Source organism: Planotetraspora kaengkrachanensis (assembly GCF_016862895.1).
GTDB classification, from domain to species: domain Bacteria; phylum Actinomycetota; class Actinomycetes; order Streptosporangiales; family Streptosporangiaceae; genus Planotetraspora; species Planotetraspora kaengkrachanensis.
On sequence record NZ_BONV01000028.1, the window covers coordinates 145,289 to 163,155 of the forward strand.

The window sequence follows — 17,867 nt, forward strand, 5'->3', positions numbered from 1 at the left end:
GTCAGTGGCCGCCGGGCACACCCTTGCCGTGCTCGCGGTACGAACCCTGCGTCTGTACGTTGAGCCGGTCGATCTTGACGCTGTTGGCCTGGTTGGTACGGTGATCGTTGATCTTGAAGACGTCGAAGCCCTCGTTGAAGTCGCTGCCGTAGATGTAGCCGTTGTAGTAGTACGCGGACCAGTAACCGCCGTTCAGCGGCTGCTCCCACGGACCACGCTCGAAGTAGCCGATCTCGCGCGGGTTGGCGGAGTCGGTGAAGTCCCAGATCGAGACGCCACCCTGGTACCACGCCTGCACCATGATGTCGCGGCCCTTGACGGGGATCAGCGAGCCGTTGTGAGCCACGCAGTTCTCCGTGTCCGCCTGGTGACGCGAGATCTTGTAGTAGCTCTTGAACGTGAACTGGTTGTGGTCGATGTCGTAGATCGCGTCGGCTCCGCGGTTCTGGCCGATGGCCTCGTTGCAGGTGGCCGCCGTTCCACCGCCCAGCTCGTCGGTGAAGATGACCTTGGTGCCTTCGTTGTTGAAGGTCGCCGAGTGCCAGAACGCGAAGTTCTCGTCATCGCGGACGACGTCGAGGACCTTCGGGTGCTCAGGGTCCTTGATGTCCATCAGGATGCCGTCACCCATGCAGGCCCCCGCGGCAAGGCCCTTCTCGGGGTAAGCCGTGATGTCGTGGCAGCCGGTGGTCGCCGACGTGCGGTCGGGGTAGGGCAGGCTCTCCCCGGGGTTGCCGCCGTCCGGGAAAAGGTTCGGCGTCGCGACCACGGACGCGGCCGTGGGGTTGTCGAGCGGGACCTTGACGATCGAGATCAGGTCGTGCGGCGGCTGGCAGTCGGGGAATGCCGCGGAGGGGCTGTAGGAGGAGATGTAGATGTACACCGCCTTGCCGTGCTTGTCCGGCACGAGGGTGTGGGTGTGCGAACCGCAGTTGGTCTCGACCGACTTGATGTACGTGGGATTGGACTTGTCGCTGACGTCGAAGATGCGGATTCCCTCCCAGGAGTCCTTGTTCGCGGCGCTCTGGGCGACGCTGTTGCAGGAGTCGTCGCTACGGGAGGAGTCGACGGAGCCGAAGAGCAGGTTGCCGTAGACGGACATGTCCATCTGGGAGCCCGGGCACACGACCGAGCTGACGACTTTCGGCTTCTTCGGATGCTTGATGTCGACGATGCTGAAGCCACCGTAGTTGCCGACGTAGGCGTAGTCGCCCTGGAAGGCGATGTCGGTGTTGATGGTGGCGGCGAGGGCGGCCGGCTTGGGCACGTTCGCGACGTGGGTGACGTTGCCGCTCATCGCGATCTCGTCGGGAGCCAGGATGTCCGCGGCCTGGGCCGGGACGGTGGCCAGCACGGTGGCCAGTGCGGTGGCCAGCACCGCGCCCGTCACGGCCAGGACACGGCCGGTCAGGCCACGCCGGCGGGAGGTGAACACGTAGAAGCCTCCTCATAAAGGGGACATAAATGACCAGATCATGACTCCAAACAATTCCTCCTGCCAAGCAGCAACATGTCAGGAAATTCTTAAGAATTGTCTTCTCCCTGGCCACGACCGTGTCGCCGCGAACGGAGCTTGCCGCGGGTCCGGCGCCGAAACGGTTCGCCCGACCTGAAGGTGAGCAGGCAAGGCGATCCAGGGAATGGTTTCCTGCTCGGCTGTCGGTTTGAATGGGCTCATGTCCGCGCGACTGTCGCGGTCGCGGTGGTCGCGCAGGGCTCCCGCGGCCGTCGCGATCGTCTTGGTGGTGCTGGGTGTCGTGGCGACCGCCGTCCGGCTGGATGCGCCGTCGGACGGCAGCATCGTGCGGCTGGGCTGGTCGACCTGGCACCTCGACGGCGTGGTGGTGGATGTCCCGGTCGCGCGCGAAGAGTCGGGGCTGCGGACCGGCGACCTGGTGACCGGCGTCTCCGGGAGTCGTCTGGCCGACGGGCTCGGCGCTGTTCCTCGCCCGCGGCCGGGGGCGACCGTCTGGTATGACGTGCGGCGCCAGAGTGCGGGCGTCGTGGCGGTGCCGATCGAGCGCCCCGATCCGTACCCGCTGCTCGCGCAGGGCTGGGGCAATCTCGTCTTCGTCTTCGCGCTCGCCGCGCTGGCGGCCGCACTGTATCTGCGGCGGCCCGAGGAACCCGCGACGGGCCCGCTTCTGGTGCTCGGGGCGGGCCTGCTGGGCAGCACGCTCACCGTCGCCGCCGGACTTCCCGCACTCGCCCTGGCCACCGGCGGTCCTCAGCTGTGGCTGTTCCACCTCAACGCGATCGTCTCGTACTCGATCGCCTGGGGCGCGCTGCTGGCCTTCTCGATCGCGTTCACCGCCCGCAGACCCCAGTCGAGCCGGGAGCGGAAGGCGATCGCCGTCGCGTACGCCGCACCGCCGGCCGTGATGGCCGCATGGAGTGCGGTCGCCGCTGTGGCGGTGCCCGACACCATCCGCTGGCTCGGCCTGGTGAACAGTGGTCAGACGGCGGTCACGGCGTTGGCCCTGCTCATCGCCACGGTGTGTGGCGCCGTCAGCTACCGCGCCAATCGTGATCCGCTGCTGCGGAGCAGGATGCGCTGGCTGCTGGGGGGTGGTGCGCTCGCGGCGGTGGTCGGCGTCGCGGGCTGGCATCTCCCGGAACTGGTCACCGGCGGGCATTCGCTGCCGTGGGGAGCACTCGGCCTGTCGGGCCTGCCGTTCGTGGCCGGCATCGGGGTCGCGCTGCGCCGCCATCGTCTGTTCGACATCGAGCGGCTGGCGAACCGGTCCCTGGTGTACGCGACTGTGGTCGCGGCCCTGGTCGCGGGATACGCGACCGTCGTCGCGCTGCTGGTCAGCGGGCTGAGGCTGTCAGAGACGGTGGCCGCCGCGCTCGCCGCGGCGGGGGCCGCGCTCGTGCTGGCGCCGCTGCGCAACGCGGCGCAAAGCACGGTCAACCGGGTGATGTACGGGGATCGCCACGATCCGGCGGGTGCGTTGACCCGCCTCGGCAGCCGGCTCCAGGCGGTCCTGCTGCCCGCCGATGTGCTGCCGGCGATCGTCGAGACGGTGGCGCGGTCGCTGCGCGTGCCGTACGCGGCGATCGATCTGGTGGACGGCGCGGGCGGGTGCCACCAGGCCACCCAGCACGGCGTCGCGGTCGGCGCGGTGCACGTCGAGCCGCTCCTTCACCACGGGACGCTCATCGGGCGCCTACGGGTCTCGGCGCGCGGCAACGACGACCCGCTCGATCCGGTCGACCTCCGCCTGATCGGTTCGCTGGCGCAACAGGTCGGAACCGCGGTGCAGGCGGTGCGGCTGCACGACGATCTGGTCAGGTCCCGTGCCGAGGTGGTGGCCTCGCGGGAGGATGAACGCCGCCGGCTGCGCCGCGACCTGCACGACGGACTCGGACCGACCCTGGCCGCGATCGGGCTCAAGGCCGGTCTCGCGGCCCGCACCGTGCCGGGGGACGCGGAGGCTCGTGCCCTGCTCGACGAGATCTCCGCGGAAGTGACCGCGTCGCTGGCCGACGTACGGCGTCTCGTCGAGGCGCTGCGCCCGCCCGCGCTGGACGAGCTCGGCATCGTCGGCGCGGTCCGGTCCCGCGCGGCGGGCCTGGCGGGCGCCATGTCCATCGAGGTGATCGGCGCGGAGGGCACGCCGGCGTTGCCGGCCGCGGTCGAGACGGCGGCGTACCGGATCGCCGTCGAGGCGATCACGAACGCGGTCCGCCACAGCGGAGCGACGCGCTGCACCGCGATGATCGCGCTGGTGGACGGCGGCGTCGAGGTGACGGTGCGCGATGACGGCCGCGGGCTCGACCCCGATCGGACGGCCGGGGTGGGGTTACGCTCCATGCGGGAGCGGGCGGCCGAGGTGGGCGGGGTCTGGTCGATTCGCTCCCTGGCCGAGGGCGGCACGCTCGTGCGCGCCTTTCTGCCGACGAGTCTCGGAGGGGCACGATGATCCGGCTGATCCTCGCCGACGACCATCCCATGTACGTGTCGGGCCTGCGAGCCCTGCTCGACGCCGAGCCCGACATGAAGGTGCTCGCCGTCGCCGACACCGGCGCGGACGCGCTGCGCTCGGCCGTCGAGCACCGGCCCGACATCGCCGTGCTCGACATCAACATGCCCGACGGTGACGGGCTCACGGTCACCGCACGCATGCGCGCCGCCGGTCTGCCCACCCGTTCGCTGATCCTGACGATGTACGACGATGACGAGAACGTCCTGGCCGCCCTGCGGGCGGGAGCCCACGGGTACGCGCTCAAGGGCGCCGGCGGCGAGGAGATCGTCGCCGCGGTGCGCGCGGTCGCCCGCGGCGAGGCGGTCTTCGGCGCCGGCGTGGCCGCACAACTGCTCGCCCACTTCGCGCGCGCCGCGGCGGCGTCCCCGTTCCCGCAGCTCACCGAACGGGAACACGAGGTACTCGGACTCGTCGCCCGGGGCATGGACAACACGGCGATCGCACGGCGTCTCGGCGTGAGCGGCAAGACCGTACGCAACCATGTCTCCAACGTCCTGACGAAGCTGCACGTGGCCGACCGGTCCGCGGCGATCCTCCGGGCCCGCGAGGCGGGTCTCGGCGGGCCGCCGGAATCCCGGTAACGGCTTCCGCCCGGCGCGATCTCCCGAACCGGCCGGGACGCCGTCCCGTGACGCCGGGACGCGGCACCCCGGACCCTGACGGTCATGAAGACGAAGGCGGTCACCGGGCTGGGCCTGATGGCCTCGGCGGCGATCTGCGTCATCGGGTCCCTCGCGGAACCGGCGGCCGCCGAGGTCCTGTGGAGCGCCGGCGCATGGCTCGCCGTCGTGGTGAGCGCGATCGCGTACCGCGACATCGCCCGCCACGCCCGCCGCGTGCCGACCGCCCTCGCTCTCGCCCTGCTGGGCTTCGTCGCTTCGGCATGGACGGTCGAGGCGACGTTGAGGGTCGCCGGCCAGCCGTGGATCGCGGCGCACCCTGTCCCGCTGTTCGCCATGGTCGGCGGCGCGGCCATCGGCAACGCGCAACTGGCGTACGCGGCCGGCCGGGCGGAACTACTGCCGCAGGCGGCCGGCGTGATCATCGCGATCGCCGCGCTGCTCAGCACGTTCATCGCCGATCCCGGCGCCCCCTATCTCCTCGGCGCCGGGCCCCTCGGCGCCGCCCTGCTCGCCGGATCGATCCGATCACGCATGTCGAAGGGATGGACAACATGAGAACTGTCTACAAGGTGCTGGCGTACATCATCGCGGCCGAGGTGGCCGTCCAGGCGTCGTTCGTGGTTCTGGCCAACGCCGGCCTCGACAAATGGGTCGCGGGCGGCGGCGTGCTCGACAAGGCCGTCATGGAGAGCGACGAGTTCCCGTTTCCAGAGGTCATCGGCATCATCCTGCACGGCGTCAACGGGGGCATGGTGATTCCCGCCCTCGCGCTTCTCCTCCTGATCGTTTCGTTCTTCGCCCAGGTCTCCGGCGGGGTGAAGTTCGCCGCGGTGGTGCTCCTGCTCGTCGCCGTCCAGATCACCCTGGGGTATGCCGGGCACGAACTGCCCGCCCTGGGCGCGCTACACGGACTCAACGCGCTGCTCCTGTTCACCGCCGCCCTGCACACCGCGCGCCGGGCGCGGCCCGCGACCGCCGGCACACCTGCCGGCACGCCGACCGCGACGTCGGTCTGAGGGCGGAAGGCGATGACCCGCATCCGTCGTCTGCGCATCGCCGGGGCATGCGCCGCGACGCTGCTGATCGTCGCGCCGGCGGCCTGGCTCTGGCAGGCCAGCCTGCTGCCGCCGGCGTACTCCGTCATGGACATGGGGTACGCCGACGAGGGCCTGCGGGCGAGCGCGGCACCACATGGGCAGCACGCGCACATGCGCCACGGCGACGGCACCCGCAGCGTCGTCGACCTGGTCGCCGACCCGCGACGCGAACCTGACGTCGACGTGACGCTGACCGCGCGCAAGCAGCGCTTCCGGCTGGCGTCGGGCCGCGAGGTCGACGGGTACACGCTCAACGGCCGGTCACCCGGCCCGCCGATCCAGGCCACGGCGGGTCAGCTCGTGCAGGTGCGGCTGGTCAACGAATCGGTGCCCGACGGGGTCACCCTGCACTGGCACGGCGTCGACGTCCCGGCCTCCCAGGACGGGGTCGCCGGAGTCACCCAGGACGCGGTCGGAATCGGCCGCGACTTCACCTACCGGTTCGTCGCCCGTCAGGCCGGCACGTTCTGGTATCACTCCCACCAGGTATCCCACGCACAGGTCGCCGGAGGCCTGCTCGGCGCTCTGATCATCCAGCCCGCCGGGAGACCCGAGGCCGACGTCGACGTCGTCGCCCTGACGCACCTCTACCACGGGATCCGAACCCTCAACGGCTCTGAATCCGACGTCACCGTCCCGGCGCCGCCCGGCACCAGGGTGCGGGTACGCGTGATCAACACCGACAACGGACCCACCTCGACATGGGTCTCGGGCACCGCCCCGCGCCTGGTCGCCGTCGACGGCACCGACCTGCACGGCCCGACCGCCATCGACCATGCCGCGATCCTCGTGACGGCCGGCGGCCGGGCCGACGTCGAGGTGACCATGCCTCCCGACGGCACACCCGTCCGCGTACAGATCGGCGGCCCACTGTCGGTGGTGCTCGGCGGCTCGGCCGCCGCTCCCGTGAGCGCCCGGCCGGCGACGACCCTGGACCTGCTGACCTACGGCACTCCCGCCGCCGTCGGCTTCGACGCGGCCCGCCCGGACCGCACCTTCCGGTACGAGATCGGACGCCGACCGGGCTTCCTCGACGGACGCCCCGGCCTCTACTGGACCGTCAACGGCCATCTCTTCCCGGATGTGCCGATGTACGTGGTCGCCGAGGGCGACGTCGTCCGCATGACCGTCGTCAACGGCAGCGGCGAGGTTCACCCGATGCACCTGCACGGCCACCACGCGATCGTTCTCGCCCGCGACGGAAAGGCCGCCACGGGCAGCCCATGGTGGGTCGACTCCCTGAACGTCGGCGACGGCGAGTCCTACGACATCGCGTTCGTCGCCGACAACCCGGGAATCTGGGTCGATCACTGCCACAACCTGCCCCACGCGGGTGAAGGGCTCCTCGCCCATCTCATGTACGAGGGCGTCACGACGCCCTTTCTCATTGGCGGCCCTGCCGGCAACTCACGGGAATGAGCCGCCGGCACCGAAACAGAAGACGACTACATCCCTGGCATGACGAACCCGCCGCCGCGGGCCGCGGCGGAACCGGAGAACGGAGCAGACCGATGAGCACCACGCACACACCACAGGCCCCGGACGTGGCGAACACGCAGGAGATGGTGGTCATCCACCGCATCTTCCGGCGGGGGTTCCCGCAACTCGCCGACCTGATCCGGCGCACCGCACCCGGCGACGTCCGCCGAGCCGCACCGATCGGCGAGCACGCCGAGTTCGTCCTCGACGGTCTCCACAACCACCACGCCACCGAGGACGAGAACATCTGGCCGCGCCTGCTGGAGCGCGTCGCGCCCGGCGCCGACCTGATAGGCCGCATGGAGGCGCAACACCACGTCGTCGCCGAGCACATCGAGCAGGCGCGTCTGCTGCTCCCGAAATGGAAGGCCGCCCCCGACGCCGCGTCGGGTGCGGAACTGGCCGACACGCTGCACCGGCTCGGCGAGGCCCTCGGCCGGCATCTCGACGAGGAGGAGGCCGAGATCCTGCCGCTGATCCGCACACACATCACCGGCGCGGAGTGGCGGGAATTCGGTAAGCGGGCCTTCGACAAGTTCCCGGACAGCGCGAAGCTCATCGCCCTGGGTCAGATGCTGGAAGTCGCCGACCCGAGGGAGGCCGCCATGTTCTTCGGCACGCTCCCGGTTCCTGTCCGGCTGATCTGGCGGCTGGCCGGTCGGCGCAGGTACGCGCGCTACATCCGCCGAGTCCGCGGAAGGGACGGGCGATGATCCCGCAGAGCCCACCCGCGCACCGCGCCCTCCTGTCGACCATCGGCGCGGCGGGAATGGCCGCCACCCTGTTGTTGTTCGGCGCCCAGGGCTTCCTGCAGGCAGGCGGGGCCGAACCGGCGTTCGACGCCGACGCGGCGGAGATTCAGACGTTCTTCGACACCCGCGGTCCTGAACTCTTCTCAGCGGGCGCCTACGTGTCGCTCCTCGGTCTTGTCGCGTTCCTGTGGTTCCTGGGCGGCGTGCACGCGCTGCTGAGGCACAGCGAGGAACCGCAGGCATGGCGGTCGGCCATCGCGTTGGTCTCCGGCGTGGTCTTCGTCTCCACCGTGATCACCAGCGGCTGGGAGCTTGCCGCCATCCGCGTGGAGGACGGACTCGACCCGCAGTTGGCGCGGTTCGCGTTCGACATGGGGAACCTGTGGTTCGCGACCTCGTGGATGGCACTCGGCAGCTTCGCCCTCGCCACCGGCTGGGTGATCCTGTCGTCGCGGGTGCTTCCACACTGGCTGGGCTGGTGGGCCGTCATCGCCGGTACGGGCCTCGTGGCGGCCCGGGCCGTGTGGACGACTCCCCTGTGGTTCTTCCCCTACGCCCTGTTCTGGCTCTGGGTGATCGCTCTGTCCGTGCGCTGTCTGAGGCGACGGACTTCCGCCCGGGCATGACCCGAGCGTCGACCCGCTCGCCTCCGGGTTTCAGCCGGCCCGGCCTTTCCCGGTCGGCTGCCGCATCGATCCGGCGCAGGCGTCGCCCCTGTGCACGCTGGTGGCCGCGTCGCTCGCCGTGCCGAGAGCTGAGCTGACGTTCACCTCGGCCCTTCTGACGTCCTCGTATCCGCACTGAGGAGTCGCGAAGCGCACGGTGAACATCTGGTTGTACGCCGAGTCGCCCGACAGCTCGGTCTCGTGGCGGGAGTCGCGCTTCACGGTCCGCCTGCCCGCGGTGACCGTCTGGCGGAAGGCGGCCGTCAGCGTGACGGGGTCCGGTGAGGCGTTCGTGACCTTGACCGAGAGTGTGCTGCCGTCCCAGGAGGCGATCGACACGGTGGGCGGCCCGCACTTCGGCCCGGACATCTGCACCTCCCTGGTCTGCGGCCCGTCAGCCGCTGCGGGGTCGGTGGTCACCTTCACCCCGAAGTAGGCGGTCTCGCCGCAGTCGACCGTGCCGAGATGACCCGGCAGCGAGAGGTTGTACGTCGTGTCGCCGGACAGGGTGCGGCTCGCGTTGGCCACGACCTTCGCCGGGCCGTTCTTCTCCCGGCGGGTGAACTCCGCCGCCAGGTGGACCTCGCCGGGACCGTCGGTCGTCACGGTGATCCTGGCGGTGCGTCCGTCCCAGTCGACGGCGGCCTTCTCGACCGACGGAGCCGGGCACGCGTCGCCCTTCACCGCGACGACCTTGCTCCGCGCCCGGGTGACCGGCGTGCCCGCCGATATCGTCACCTGGCGGTATACGGTCCGGCCACAGTCCGGCGCGGTGAACCCGCCCTTGATCGAGCGGTGGTACGACGTGGAGCCGTCGAGCTCGACCGTCTTCCTGCCGCTGACGGTGAGCTTCGACGGAGACGGGCCCTCCGCGAAGCGTGCGGTCAGCGTGATGCTCTGCGATGTCGGCGTCTTCACCCGGACCGTGGCCGTACGCCCGTCGAACCCGGCGACCTTCAGGTCGTTGGGCGTCACGGGCGCGGCGCTCGTCGGGGCGGTGCTCGCCGGGGCGGTGCTCGCCGACGCGGTGCCGGCCGGGACGGGGCTCGAGCCGCCGGCTTCGGCCGGGGAGGTGGCCCGGGTGTGCGACGGGCTCGTGTCAGGCGTCGCGCTCTCGGCCGGAGCGGCCGTCGCACCGCCCGTCCTCGCCTGCTCCGCGGAGATCTGCGACGTGTGCCCGGTGTCGCGGTTGACGGCGACCACGGCCGCCACGACGCCCACCGCGAGCACTCCGGACGTGATCAGGATCGGCAAGCCGTAACGCCTCGGCCGGCGCACGGCCCGCCTCGATCCGGTACTCGTCCGCGGGTCCCGATCGTTTGAAGAAGGACCAGACCGCACCTGGGACAGGCCCGGGTCCACGGGCGGAAAGCCCAGGTCGGCGGCTGAAAGGCCCAGGTCGGCGTCGGCGGCGGGCTGCCGGCGGCCGCGACGCTCCCATTCCGGCCCGAACGCGTCGAAGGCCGCCATCTCCAACTCGCCGACGAACTCCCTCGCGCTCGCGGGACGGTCCGCCGGGTTCTTGGCCAGTCCACGGATCACCAGGTGCCGGAGGGGGTTCGGCACACCGTCCACCGGGATCCTCGCCCCCTGGTGCAGCTGCCGCAGGGTCGCCACGTGGTCCGCGTCGTACGGCGCATGCCCGGTGAGGCACTCGAAGAAGACGCAGGTCGCGGCGTACAGGTCCGTCGCGGGAGCGGCGGAGGCGCCGTTCCACTGCTCGGGCGCCAGATAAAGCGGGGTGCCCCCGGGCAGGCTCGGGTCGGCGGCGACGGCGACGCCGAAGTCGGTGAGCTTGACCGACCCGTCGGCCCGGACGAGGACGTTCCCCGGTTTGTAGTCGCGATGGACGATGCCGGCGTCGTGGGCGGCCGCCAGTCCGAGGAGCGAGCCCTTCAGCACGACCAGCGCGGCCTCGGGGCTGAGGGCGCCACGCTCGCGGAGGATCTCGCGCAGTGACGCGCCCTCCACGAACTCCATGACGACGGCGGAGTCGAGGTGGCTCTCGACGTACCCGTAGACACGCGCGATGTTCGGATCGGCGATCTCGGCCAGCCGGCGGGCCTCGTCGCGGAACGCGACGCGGAAGCTGGCGTCGGAGCTGAGCTCGTCGCTCAGGTACTTGATCGCCGCCCGGCCGCCGTTCTCCACGTACGTCGCGAGCACGACCCGCCCGGTCTCGCCGGACCCGAGCTCGCGATCTTCCCGGTATCCGGGAACGGACCAGGCGTTCATCGATGTCCCCTCGGAGTGATGACGGTCCTGATTTCCCAGACGAAGGCTCACCGAATGCGTGGAGTGCCGCGGGATTGGTAGATCACCACAGTGATGATTTGATTACGCAAAGATATGAGAATTCAGCATATGCCAAGGTCAGCGCGCATATGCCAACAAATTTCGGCAAATGATCTGGTGTTCTTCGGCACGCCGGGTCGGCCCCGAGCTCAACCGCCGGACGGGTCGCCCGATCTCAACCGCCCGGCGCGTCGTCCGCGAGGGCGGCGAGCTCGCCCAGGGTCACCGGCACCGCGAGACTGCGGGTCGACAGCGGACGCAGGTCCTCCGCGGTGGTCTCGCGGCGGTTCAGGCAGGCCGCTATCTCCGCGGTCGCGAAGCCGCACACCCGGCCCTGGCACCAGCCCATCCCCGGCCTGGCGAGCATCTTCAGCGTGCGGGCGTCCTGCGCCCCGAGGTCGCGGCAGGCGCGGACGAGATCGCCGTAGGAGACCTCCTCACAGCGGCACACCAGGGTCGAGCCGGTCAGCCACCGCGTCCACGCGACCGGCACGGGGTACGCGCGGTGCATGGCCGCGGCGAACCTCCGCCCCCGCCGGATCTCCCCTCTCAACCGCCGGATCACCGCCGTGACCGCCTCGCGGGACGACTCGGGCGCACGGCGGAGTGCGACGGCGAGGGCGACGGCGCTCAGGCGGCCTTCGGCGACGGCCAGTGCGGCGCCGCCCACGCCGGTCGCCTCCCCCGCGACGTACACGCCGCCGACGGTGCTGCGCTGGAGGTCGTCGACGACCACGACGAGGGAGCCGTCGACGTCCCTCCTGGTCTGCGCGCCGAGCATGAGCGGCAGTTCGAGCGAGGGGGTGAAGCCCCAGCCGAGCGCCACGAGGTCGGCTGCGATCTCCTCCTCAGGCCCGGCGAGCCGGCCGTCCGCCCGGTCGACCCGGGCGATTCGGACCGCCTCGACCCTGCCCTCGCCGAGGATCTCGCGGATCACGGTCCCGCGGCGGTACGGAACGCGGTGGCGGGCCATCAGCGCCGCGTACTGCAGCGCCTCGACTCCCTTGCCCGGGACGGACATCGTCCCCACCGGGTCACGCAGCCATCCGAGTGTGCCGTTGGCCTCGACGACGGCCGCCACGCCCGCGCCCGCCCGCGCGAGGCCCGTGGCCACCGGCAGCAGGAACGGCCCGGTGCCGGCGACGACGGCGCGCCTGCCCGCGAGCGTTCGGTGGCCCTTGAGCAGCGCCTGCGCTCCCCCGGCGGCCATGACGCCGGGCAGGTCCCATCCGGGGACGGGCAACTGCCGGTCGTATCCCCCCGGGCAGAGGATCAGTGCCCGCGCCGTCTCAGCCCGGCTCAGCCCGTCGGTGCCGTCCGTCGCCGGTGACGTGGTCGGGGTCAGCCGGAGCGTGAACTCCCCGCCCTCACCACGGGTGATGAGCCATACCTGGTGGCCGGGGAGATACCGGATCCGGCCGGCGCCGATCAGGACGTCCAGGCGTTCGCGCAGGCGGGTGAAGGTCCGCAGGCCGTGGTGGCCGCGACGGTCGTCGGGGCGGGCGTGGTTCTCGTCGTAGTGCCGCCAGTACTGGCCGCCCGGCTGTCCGGCGGCGTCGATGAGGACGACGCCGAGCCCGGCCGCGGCGCTCTCCACGGCGGCCGCCAGCCCCGCCGGACCGGCGCCCACCACGGCGACGTCATACGTGTCCGGCATCGCCGTCCTCCCTGCCAACGGTGTCCCCCGCGTCGTCGCCGAGCGTCATGCCGTCCCGGGCAGGGACGAGGCAGGCGCGCCGGTTGGGCACGCCGTCGACCGTGATCAGGCAGTCGAAGCAGACGCCGATGCCGCAGAACATGCCGCGTGGCCTGCCGCCCACGCGGGTGGTGCGCCAGTCGAGGATCCCCGCGGCCACGAGGGCGGCCCCGACGCTCTGGCCGGGCTCGGCGGGGACGGCGGCGCCGCGGAAGGTCATCTGGTAGGTCACCGGAGCGCCTCCTCCGCCACGGGGAACCGGTCGGGGGCGAACGGGGTGAGATCCAGATCGGGCTCGTCCCCCGCGAGAGCCTGGGCGATCAGCCTGCCCGTCCCCGCGGACAGGCCGATGCCGGCGCCCTCGTGGCCGCAGGCGTGCCACAGGCCGGGGGCGCGCGGGTCCGGCCCGATGACGGGCAGGTGGTCCGGGCAGTAGGGGCGGAAGCCGAGATAGGTGCGCATCGCGCGGACCTCCCGCAACATCGGGAACAGCGCGATCGCCTTGGCCGCGAGCGTGCCGACCGCCTTGGCGGACACCGTCCGGTCGAAGCCGACGCGTTCGCGCGAGGAGCCGATGAGGATCGTGCCGGCGCCGGTCCCCTCGACGACGGGCGAGGTCTGCAGGGCGGCGTCGGAGCTGGCCACGTCCCCGACGTACTCGGCGGCGTACACCTTGTGACGGATCGTCCGGGCCGGCAGGGGCTCGGTGACCAGGATGAAGCCGCGGCGGGGCAGCACGGGGACGTGCACGCGGGCGAGATCGGCGACGCCGCCGGCCCACGTGCCGGCCGCGTTGAGCACCGCGCCCGCCGGGATGTCGCCGCCGGTGGTCCGCACGCCCGTCACCCTGTCGCCGTCGCGCAGGAACCCGGTCACCTCGGTGCGGGTGCGCACCCGCGCGCCCGCCTCGCGGGCAAGGCGGAGCAGGTGCGCGACCACCAGCATCGGCTGGACCTGGGCGTCCTGGGGGTAGAAGGCTCCCCCGGCGAGCCCCGGGGAAAGGTGCGGCTCGTGATCGCGCAACTCGTCCCGCGCGACGTCGCGCACCTCCACCCCGCATCGGCGCTGGTGGACGCTGAGCTCGCGCAGCGAGGCGAGACCCTCGTCCGACGCGGCGACGACCAGCCCGCCCTTGGACTCGAACTCCCACAGGCCGGCGTGCGGCCCGAGGTCCTCACGCCAGATCCGCTGGGAGTACAGCGCGAGGTCGAGTTCGGGACCCTCCTCCTTGTCGGAGACCAGCAGGTTGCCCTCCCCTGCGCTGGACGTGCCTCCGGCGAGCGCGCCGCGCTCGACGACCACCACGCGCAGCCCGGCCAGCGACGCGAAGTACGCGCAGGCCGCGCCGACCACGCCCGCCCCGACGACGACGAGATCCGCGGTCACGGCCCGTCCTCGGGGGCGCCCGCCCAGAGCCCGCGCACGTGGCCGATGTGACGGCGCATCAGGGCCTCGGCCCCGGCGGCGTCGCGGGCCTCGACGAGGTCCAGCAGTTCGTGGTGCTCGGCCGCCGAGGCCCCGAGCCTGCCGCCGCGCGACAGCGACTCCAGGCCGAACAGCCGTGTCCTGGCGCGCAGGCCGGAGACGACCTCCAGCAGGAACGGGTTGCCGCTGTAGCCGAGCAGGGTCAGGTGGAAGACGTGGTCGGCCTCGACGTATCCGACGAGGTCACCGCGTTCGGCGGCGTCGACGATGGCCTGCGCGAGCGCCCGCAGCCCGGGAAGGTCCTGTTCCGCGATCACGTGCACGGCGTCCCGCACGGTCGGCGGTTCGATGAGCAGCCGTACGGCGGCCAGGTTGTCGAGGTCCTCGTCGGAGACCTCGGTGATCCGGAAGCCCTTGTTCGGGTGCGCGACGACCAGGCCCTCCTTGACCAGGTCGAGCATGGCCTCCCGCACGGGGGTGGGCGAGACGCCGAACTGGGCCCCCAGCACGGGGGCCGAGTAGACGACGCCGGGCTCAAGCCTCCCGGAGATGATCGCGGCGCGCAGGGCGTCCCTGACCCGGTCGCGGAGGTTCTCCCGCCGGCCGATGCCCTGCAGACCGGGAACGGGGGCCGGACTCACAGGAGGAAACCGGCGGGGAACGGGTCGGTGGGGTCGAGGTGGAACTGCGAGGTGCCGGTGACCCACGCCCGGCCGGTGATCGACGGCAGCACCGCGGGAAGCGAGCCGACCGTGGTCTCGCCGAGCAGCCGGCCCGTGAAGCGCGTGCCGATGAACGACTCGTTCACGAAGTCCGCACCGACGCCCAGCTCTCCGCGCGCGTGGAGCTGGGCCATCCGGGCGCTCGTGCCCGTGCCGCAGGGGGAGCGGTCGAACCAGCCGGGGTGGATCGCCATGGCGTGCCGCGACAACTTCGCGGTCGAGCCCGGCGCCTTCAGATAGACGTGATGGCACCCGTTGATGTCCGCGCGCTCCGGGTGCACGGGCCGGTCGTGCTCGTTCACCGCGTCCATGATCCGCAGGCCGGCGGTAAGCAGGTCACCGGCGCGGGAGCGGTCGAACGGCAGGCCGAGGTCGTCGAGTTCGACGACCGCGTAGAAGTTCCCGCCGAACGCCATGTCGTAGGCGATCTCGCCGAAGCCGGGGACCTCGACCTTCTGGTCGAGCGCGTACGAGAACGACGGCACGTTCTGGATGGTGACCGACGTCGCCGCGCCGTCCTCGACCGCGACGGACGCGACGACGAGCCCGGCGGGGGTGTCGAGCCTGATCGTGGTCACCGGCTCGACGACGGGCACCATGCCGGTCTCGACGAGGACCGTGGCGACGCCGATCGTGCCGTGGCCGCACATCGGCAGCAGGCCGGAGACCTCGATGAACAGCACCCCGTAGTCGGCGTCCGGCCGGGTGGGCGGCTGCAGGATCGCTCCGCTCATCGCGGCGTGGCCGCGCGGCTCGTACATGAGCAGCGTGCGGACGTCGTCGCTGTTGTCCATGAACCACAGCCTGCGCTCGGCCATGGTCGCGCCGGGTATCGTCCCGACGCCGCCCACGATGACACGCGTGGGCATGCCCTCGGTGTGCGAGTCGACGGCGTGGAAGGTGCGGCGGGACCTCACTTGTACCCCTTCGCGAGGACGGCCTCGGTGTCGGCGGCGATCCGGTCGGCCTGCTCGGACGGGAGCGGCAGGCGCGGCGGACGGCAGGCACCGCCCTTGCGGCCGGCGACGTCCATGGACAACTTGATCGACTGGACGAACTCGGTCCTGGAGTCCCAGCGCAGCAGAGGGTGCAGGTCGCGGTACATCGGCAGCGCCTCGGCGATGTCGGCGGCGTCACCGGAGGTCACCAGCCGGTAGAGCGCGGACGTCGACTCGGGGAAGGCGTTCGGGTAGCCGGCGATCCAGCCGACGGCCCCGGCGACGCCCAGTTCGAGCAGCACGTCGTCGGCACCGACCAGCAGGTCGAGGCCGGGCGCCTGCTCGGCGATCTCGTACGCCCTGCGGACGTCGCCGCTGAACTCCTTGACGGCGACGATGAGGCCCTCGTGGAACAGCTCGGCGAGCAGTCCGGGAGTCAGGTCGACCTTGGTGTCGATGGGGTTGTTGTACGCGACGATCGGCAGGCCGGCCTTGGCCACCTCGCGGTAGTGCCCGACGACGGCCTCCCTGCCGGCGCGGTATGCGTTCGGCGGGAGCAGAAGGACGGACGTGGCTCCGGCGGCGGCGGCCTGCTCCGCCCAGCGGCGGGCCTCGAGCGCGCCGTACGCGGCGACGCCGGGCATCACGCCGAATCCCGCGGGAGCGGCCTGGACGGCCGTCTCGACGACGCGGGCCCGCTCCTCGGGGGTCAGCGTCTGGTACTCGCCCAGCGAACCGTTGGGCACCACCCCGTCGCAGCCTCCCGCGGCGAGGAACCGTACGTGTTCGGCGAATCCGGCGTAGTCGACGGACAGGTCGTCGTTGAAGGGCAGGGCCGCCGCGACGTGAACGCCACGCCAGGGCCGGGTGGGGGTGGTCATCCGAGCTCTCCTCGAATACGCATGCGGCACGTTCTCAATGCAATGTCACATTGTTAAACGCCGTCCCCGCGATTCTCAAGACCGGGGGACCCGGCTATCGCCTGACCTCGTAGACGCGGTTGGTGAGGGTTTCCGCGGCCGCCTTCCACGTGCGCAACCCGGCCTCCGCTGCGAGAGCACGCAAGGCCTCCTCCCCCGCGTGGTTGCCCAGGGCCTGCGGTCCCTTCTGGGCCACCGCGCCGGGCAGGCAGAGCACGGCGGAGGCGGAGGCGAAGGACCGGCCGATCGGGTTGATCAGCGCCGCGGGATCGGCGGGGGCGTTCGGCTCGACGACCATGCAGGCGCCGTCCCCCGCCAGCGTCCGCTCGGCGTGCCGGAAGGCCGCTCCGGGATCGCCGAGGTCGTGGAGGCAGTCGAAATAGGTGATCAGGTCGTAGCCCTCACCCGGGAAGTCCCGCGCCGCGGCCAGGTCGAACGTCACCCGGTCGCTCAGGCCGCGCTCGTGCGCCTCCCGGCGCGCCGCCTCGAGCGAGGGGGTGTGGAAGTCGAAGCCGCGGAAGCGGGAGTTCGGGAACGCCTGTGCCATGAGCAGGGTGGAATGGCCGAAGCCGCACCCGACGTCGGCGACCGTCGCGCCCCGTTCCAGCTTCTCCACGACGCCGTCCAGCGCGGGCAGCCACTCCTGCACCAACATCGCCGCGTAGCCGGGGAGGAAGAACGCGGCGACTCCTTCGTACAGTTCGGGCCCGTGCTCCTCCCAGCCCACGCCTTCACCCGTGCGGTAGGCGTCCACCAGTGCGTCCTCGGTGGCGTACAGCGGCTTGAGCATCGTGAATGCGCCGATCATGTACGCCGGCGAGTCCGGGTCCGCCAGGACGGCGGCGTGCTCGTCCGGCAGCAGGTAGGTGCCCGTCCCGGCGTCGTAGAGCACGTATTCGCCGGCCACCTGGACGGCCAGCCACTCCCGCACGTACCGCTCGTCGACCCCGGAGCGCTCGGCCAGCCCGTCCGACGTCAGCCATCCGGCCCCGGCCAGCGCCTGGTACAGACCGAGCCTGGCGCCGATCGAGGTGGACAGCCCCGCGAACGCGGCGGCGCTGTCGACGGCCACCCGCCCCTGGAACTCCTCGACCCGGTCCCGGTCAAGCCTCCCGACATCCACCACGGTCGTCACCTCTCCTCGCGTCCCGTGCGACTCCACCAATTGACAACACCAAATCGGTCACACGGTAACACCGGGGAGTAAACAGGGCGCCGCTCCGGGCGATGCCGCACAACCTGACATAACTACATACGTCAGAAAAC

Annotated in this window: 16 protein-coding genes; 7 read left to right on the top strand and 9 right to left on the bottom strand. The window is 71.5% G+C overall.

Features of this window, described 5'->3' with window-relative positions:
* Position 1: 1 nt before the first annotated feature.
* Positions 2-1,435 carry an LVIVD repeat-containing protein gene (locus Pka01_RS26630; RefSeq protein WP_203885623.1) on the bottom strand — a complete coding sequence of 478 codons (1,434 nt, stop codon included), beginning with the start codon at positions 1,433-1,435 and terminating at the stop codon, positions 2-4.
* Between the two features lie 241 nt (positions 1,436-1,676).
* Here Pka01_RS26630 and Pka01_RS26635 point away from each other — a divergent pair, with 241 nt between their 5' ends.
* From Pka01_RS26635 to Pka01_RS26665, 7 genes are all read left to right on the top strand, one after another.
* Positions 1,677-3,926, top strand: a complete 2,250-nt coding sequence (locus tag Pka01_RS26635; RefSeq protein WP_203885624.1) for a sensor histidine kinase — start codon at positions 1,677-1,679, stop codon at positions 3,924-3,926.
* Entirely contained in the window at positions 3,923-4,570 is a 648-nt protein-coding gene (locus Pka01_RS26640; RefSeq protein WP_203885625.1) for a response regulator, read from the top strand. Before Pka01_RS26635 ends, Pka01_RS26640 begins: the two co-directional genes overlap by 4 nt.
* A gap of 84 nt (positions 4,571-4,654) precedes the next feature.
* The gene (locus Pka01_RS26645) at positions 4,655-5,167 is read left to right on the top strand and encodes a hypothetical protein (protein ID WP_203885626.1); all 513 of its coding nucleotides are present in this window, start codon (positions 4,655-4,657) and stop codon (positions 5,165-5,167) included.
* Positions 5,164-5,628, top strand: coding sequence for a hypothetical protein (locus Pka01_RS26650; protein WP_203885627.1), 465 nt, complete (start codon positions 5,164-5,166; stop codon positions 5,626-5,628). The genes Pka01_RS26645 and Pka01_RS26650 overlap by 4 nt, the downstream gene beginning before the upstream one ends.
* A 12-nt stretch (positions 5,629-5,640) precedes the next feature.
* Complete coding sequence (locus tag Pka01_RS26655; RefSeq protein ID WP_203885628.1) at positions 5,641-7,128, top strand: multicopper oxidase family protein; 1,488 nt, start codon at positions 5,641-5,643, stop codon at positions 7,126-7,128.
* A gap of 92 nt (positions 7,129-7,220) precedes the next feature.
* Positions 7,221-7,901, top strand: a complete 681-nt coding sequence (locus tag Pka01_RS26660) for a hemerythrin domain-containing protein (protein WP_203885629.1) — start codon at positions 7,221-7,223, stop codon at positions 7,899-7,901.
* Positions 7,898-8,566, top strand: coding sequence for a hypothetical protein (locus Pka01_RS26665; protein WP_203885630.1), 669 nt, complete (start codon positions 7,898-7,900; stop codon positions 8,564-8,566). The genes Pka01_RS26660 and Pka01_RS26665 overlap by 4 nt, the downstream gene beginning before the upstream one ends.
* A gap of 30 nt (positions 8,567-8,596) precedes the next feature.
* Here the strand turns inward: Pka01_RS26665 and Pka01_RS26670 are convergent, their stop codons facing one another.
* From Pka01_RS26670 to Pka01_RS26705, 8 genes are all read right to left on the bottom strand, one after another.
* On the bottom strand, positions 8,597-10,840 hold the full coding sequence (locus Pka01_RS26670) for a serine/threonine protein kinase (RefSeq protein WP_203885631.1): 2,244 nt from the start codon (positions 10,838-10,840) through the stop codon (positions 8,597-8,599).
* Positions 10,841-11,075: 235 nt separating this feature from the next.
* Positions 11,076-12,557, bottom strand: coding sequence for an FAD/NAD(P)-dependent oxidoreductase (locus Pka01_RS26675; RefSeq protein WP_203885632.1), 1,482 nt, complete (start codon positions 12,555-12,557; stop codon positions 11,076-11,078).
* The gene (locus Pka01_RS26680; RefSeq protein ID WP_239115319.1) at positions 12,541-12,828 is read right to left on the bottom strand and encodes a (2Fe-2S)-binding protein; all 288 of its coding nucleotides are present in this window, start codon (positions 12,826-12,828) and stop codon (positions 12,541-12,543) included. Before Pka01_RS26680 ends, Pka01_RS26675 begins: the two co-directional genes overlap by 17 nt.
* Entirely contained in the window at positions 12,825-13,982 is a 1,158-nt protein-coding gene (locus Pka01_RS26685) for an NAD(P)/FAD-dependent oxidoreductase (RefSeq protein ID WP_203885633.1), read from the bottom strand. Before Pka01_RS26685 ends, Pka01_RS26680 begins: the two co-directional genes overlap by 4 nt.
* Positions 13,979-14,662 carry a GntR family transcriptional regulator gene (locus Pka01_RS26690; RefSeq protein WP_203885634.1) on the bottom strand — a complete coding sequence of 228 codons (684 nt, stop codon included), beginning with the start codon at positions 14,660-14,662 and terminating at the stop codon, positions 13,979-13,981. The genes Pka01_RS26685 and Pka01_RS26690 overlap by 4 nt, the downstream gene beginning before the upstream one ends.
* A complete protein-coding gene (locus tag Pka01_RS26695; RefSeq protein WP_203885635.1) occupies positions 14,659-15,660 on the bottom strand; it encodes a proline racemase family protein in 1,002 nt (333 codons plus the stop codon). Before Pka01_RS26695 ends, Pka01_RS26690 begins: the two co-directional genes overlap by 4 nt.
* Positions 15,657-16,562: a dihydrodipicolinate synthase family protein gene (locus tag Pka01_RS26700; protein WP_203885636.1), complete on the bottom strand. Its 906-nt coding sequence runs from the start codon at positions 16,560-16,562 to the stop codon at positions 15,657-15,659. Before Pka01_RS26700 ends, Pka01_RS26695 begins: the two co-directional genes overlap by 4 nt.
* Positions 16,563-16,656: 94 nt before the next feature.
* On the bottom strand, positions 16,657-17,736 hold the full coding sequence (locus Pka01_RS26705; RefSeq protein ID WP_203885637.1) for a class I SAM-dependent methyltransferase: 1,080 nt from the start codon (positions 17,734-17,736) through the stop codon (positions 16,657-16,659).
* Between the last annotated feature and the right edge of the window lie 131 nt (positions 17,737-17,867).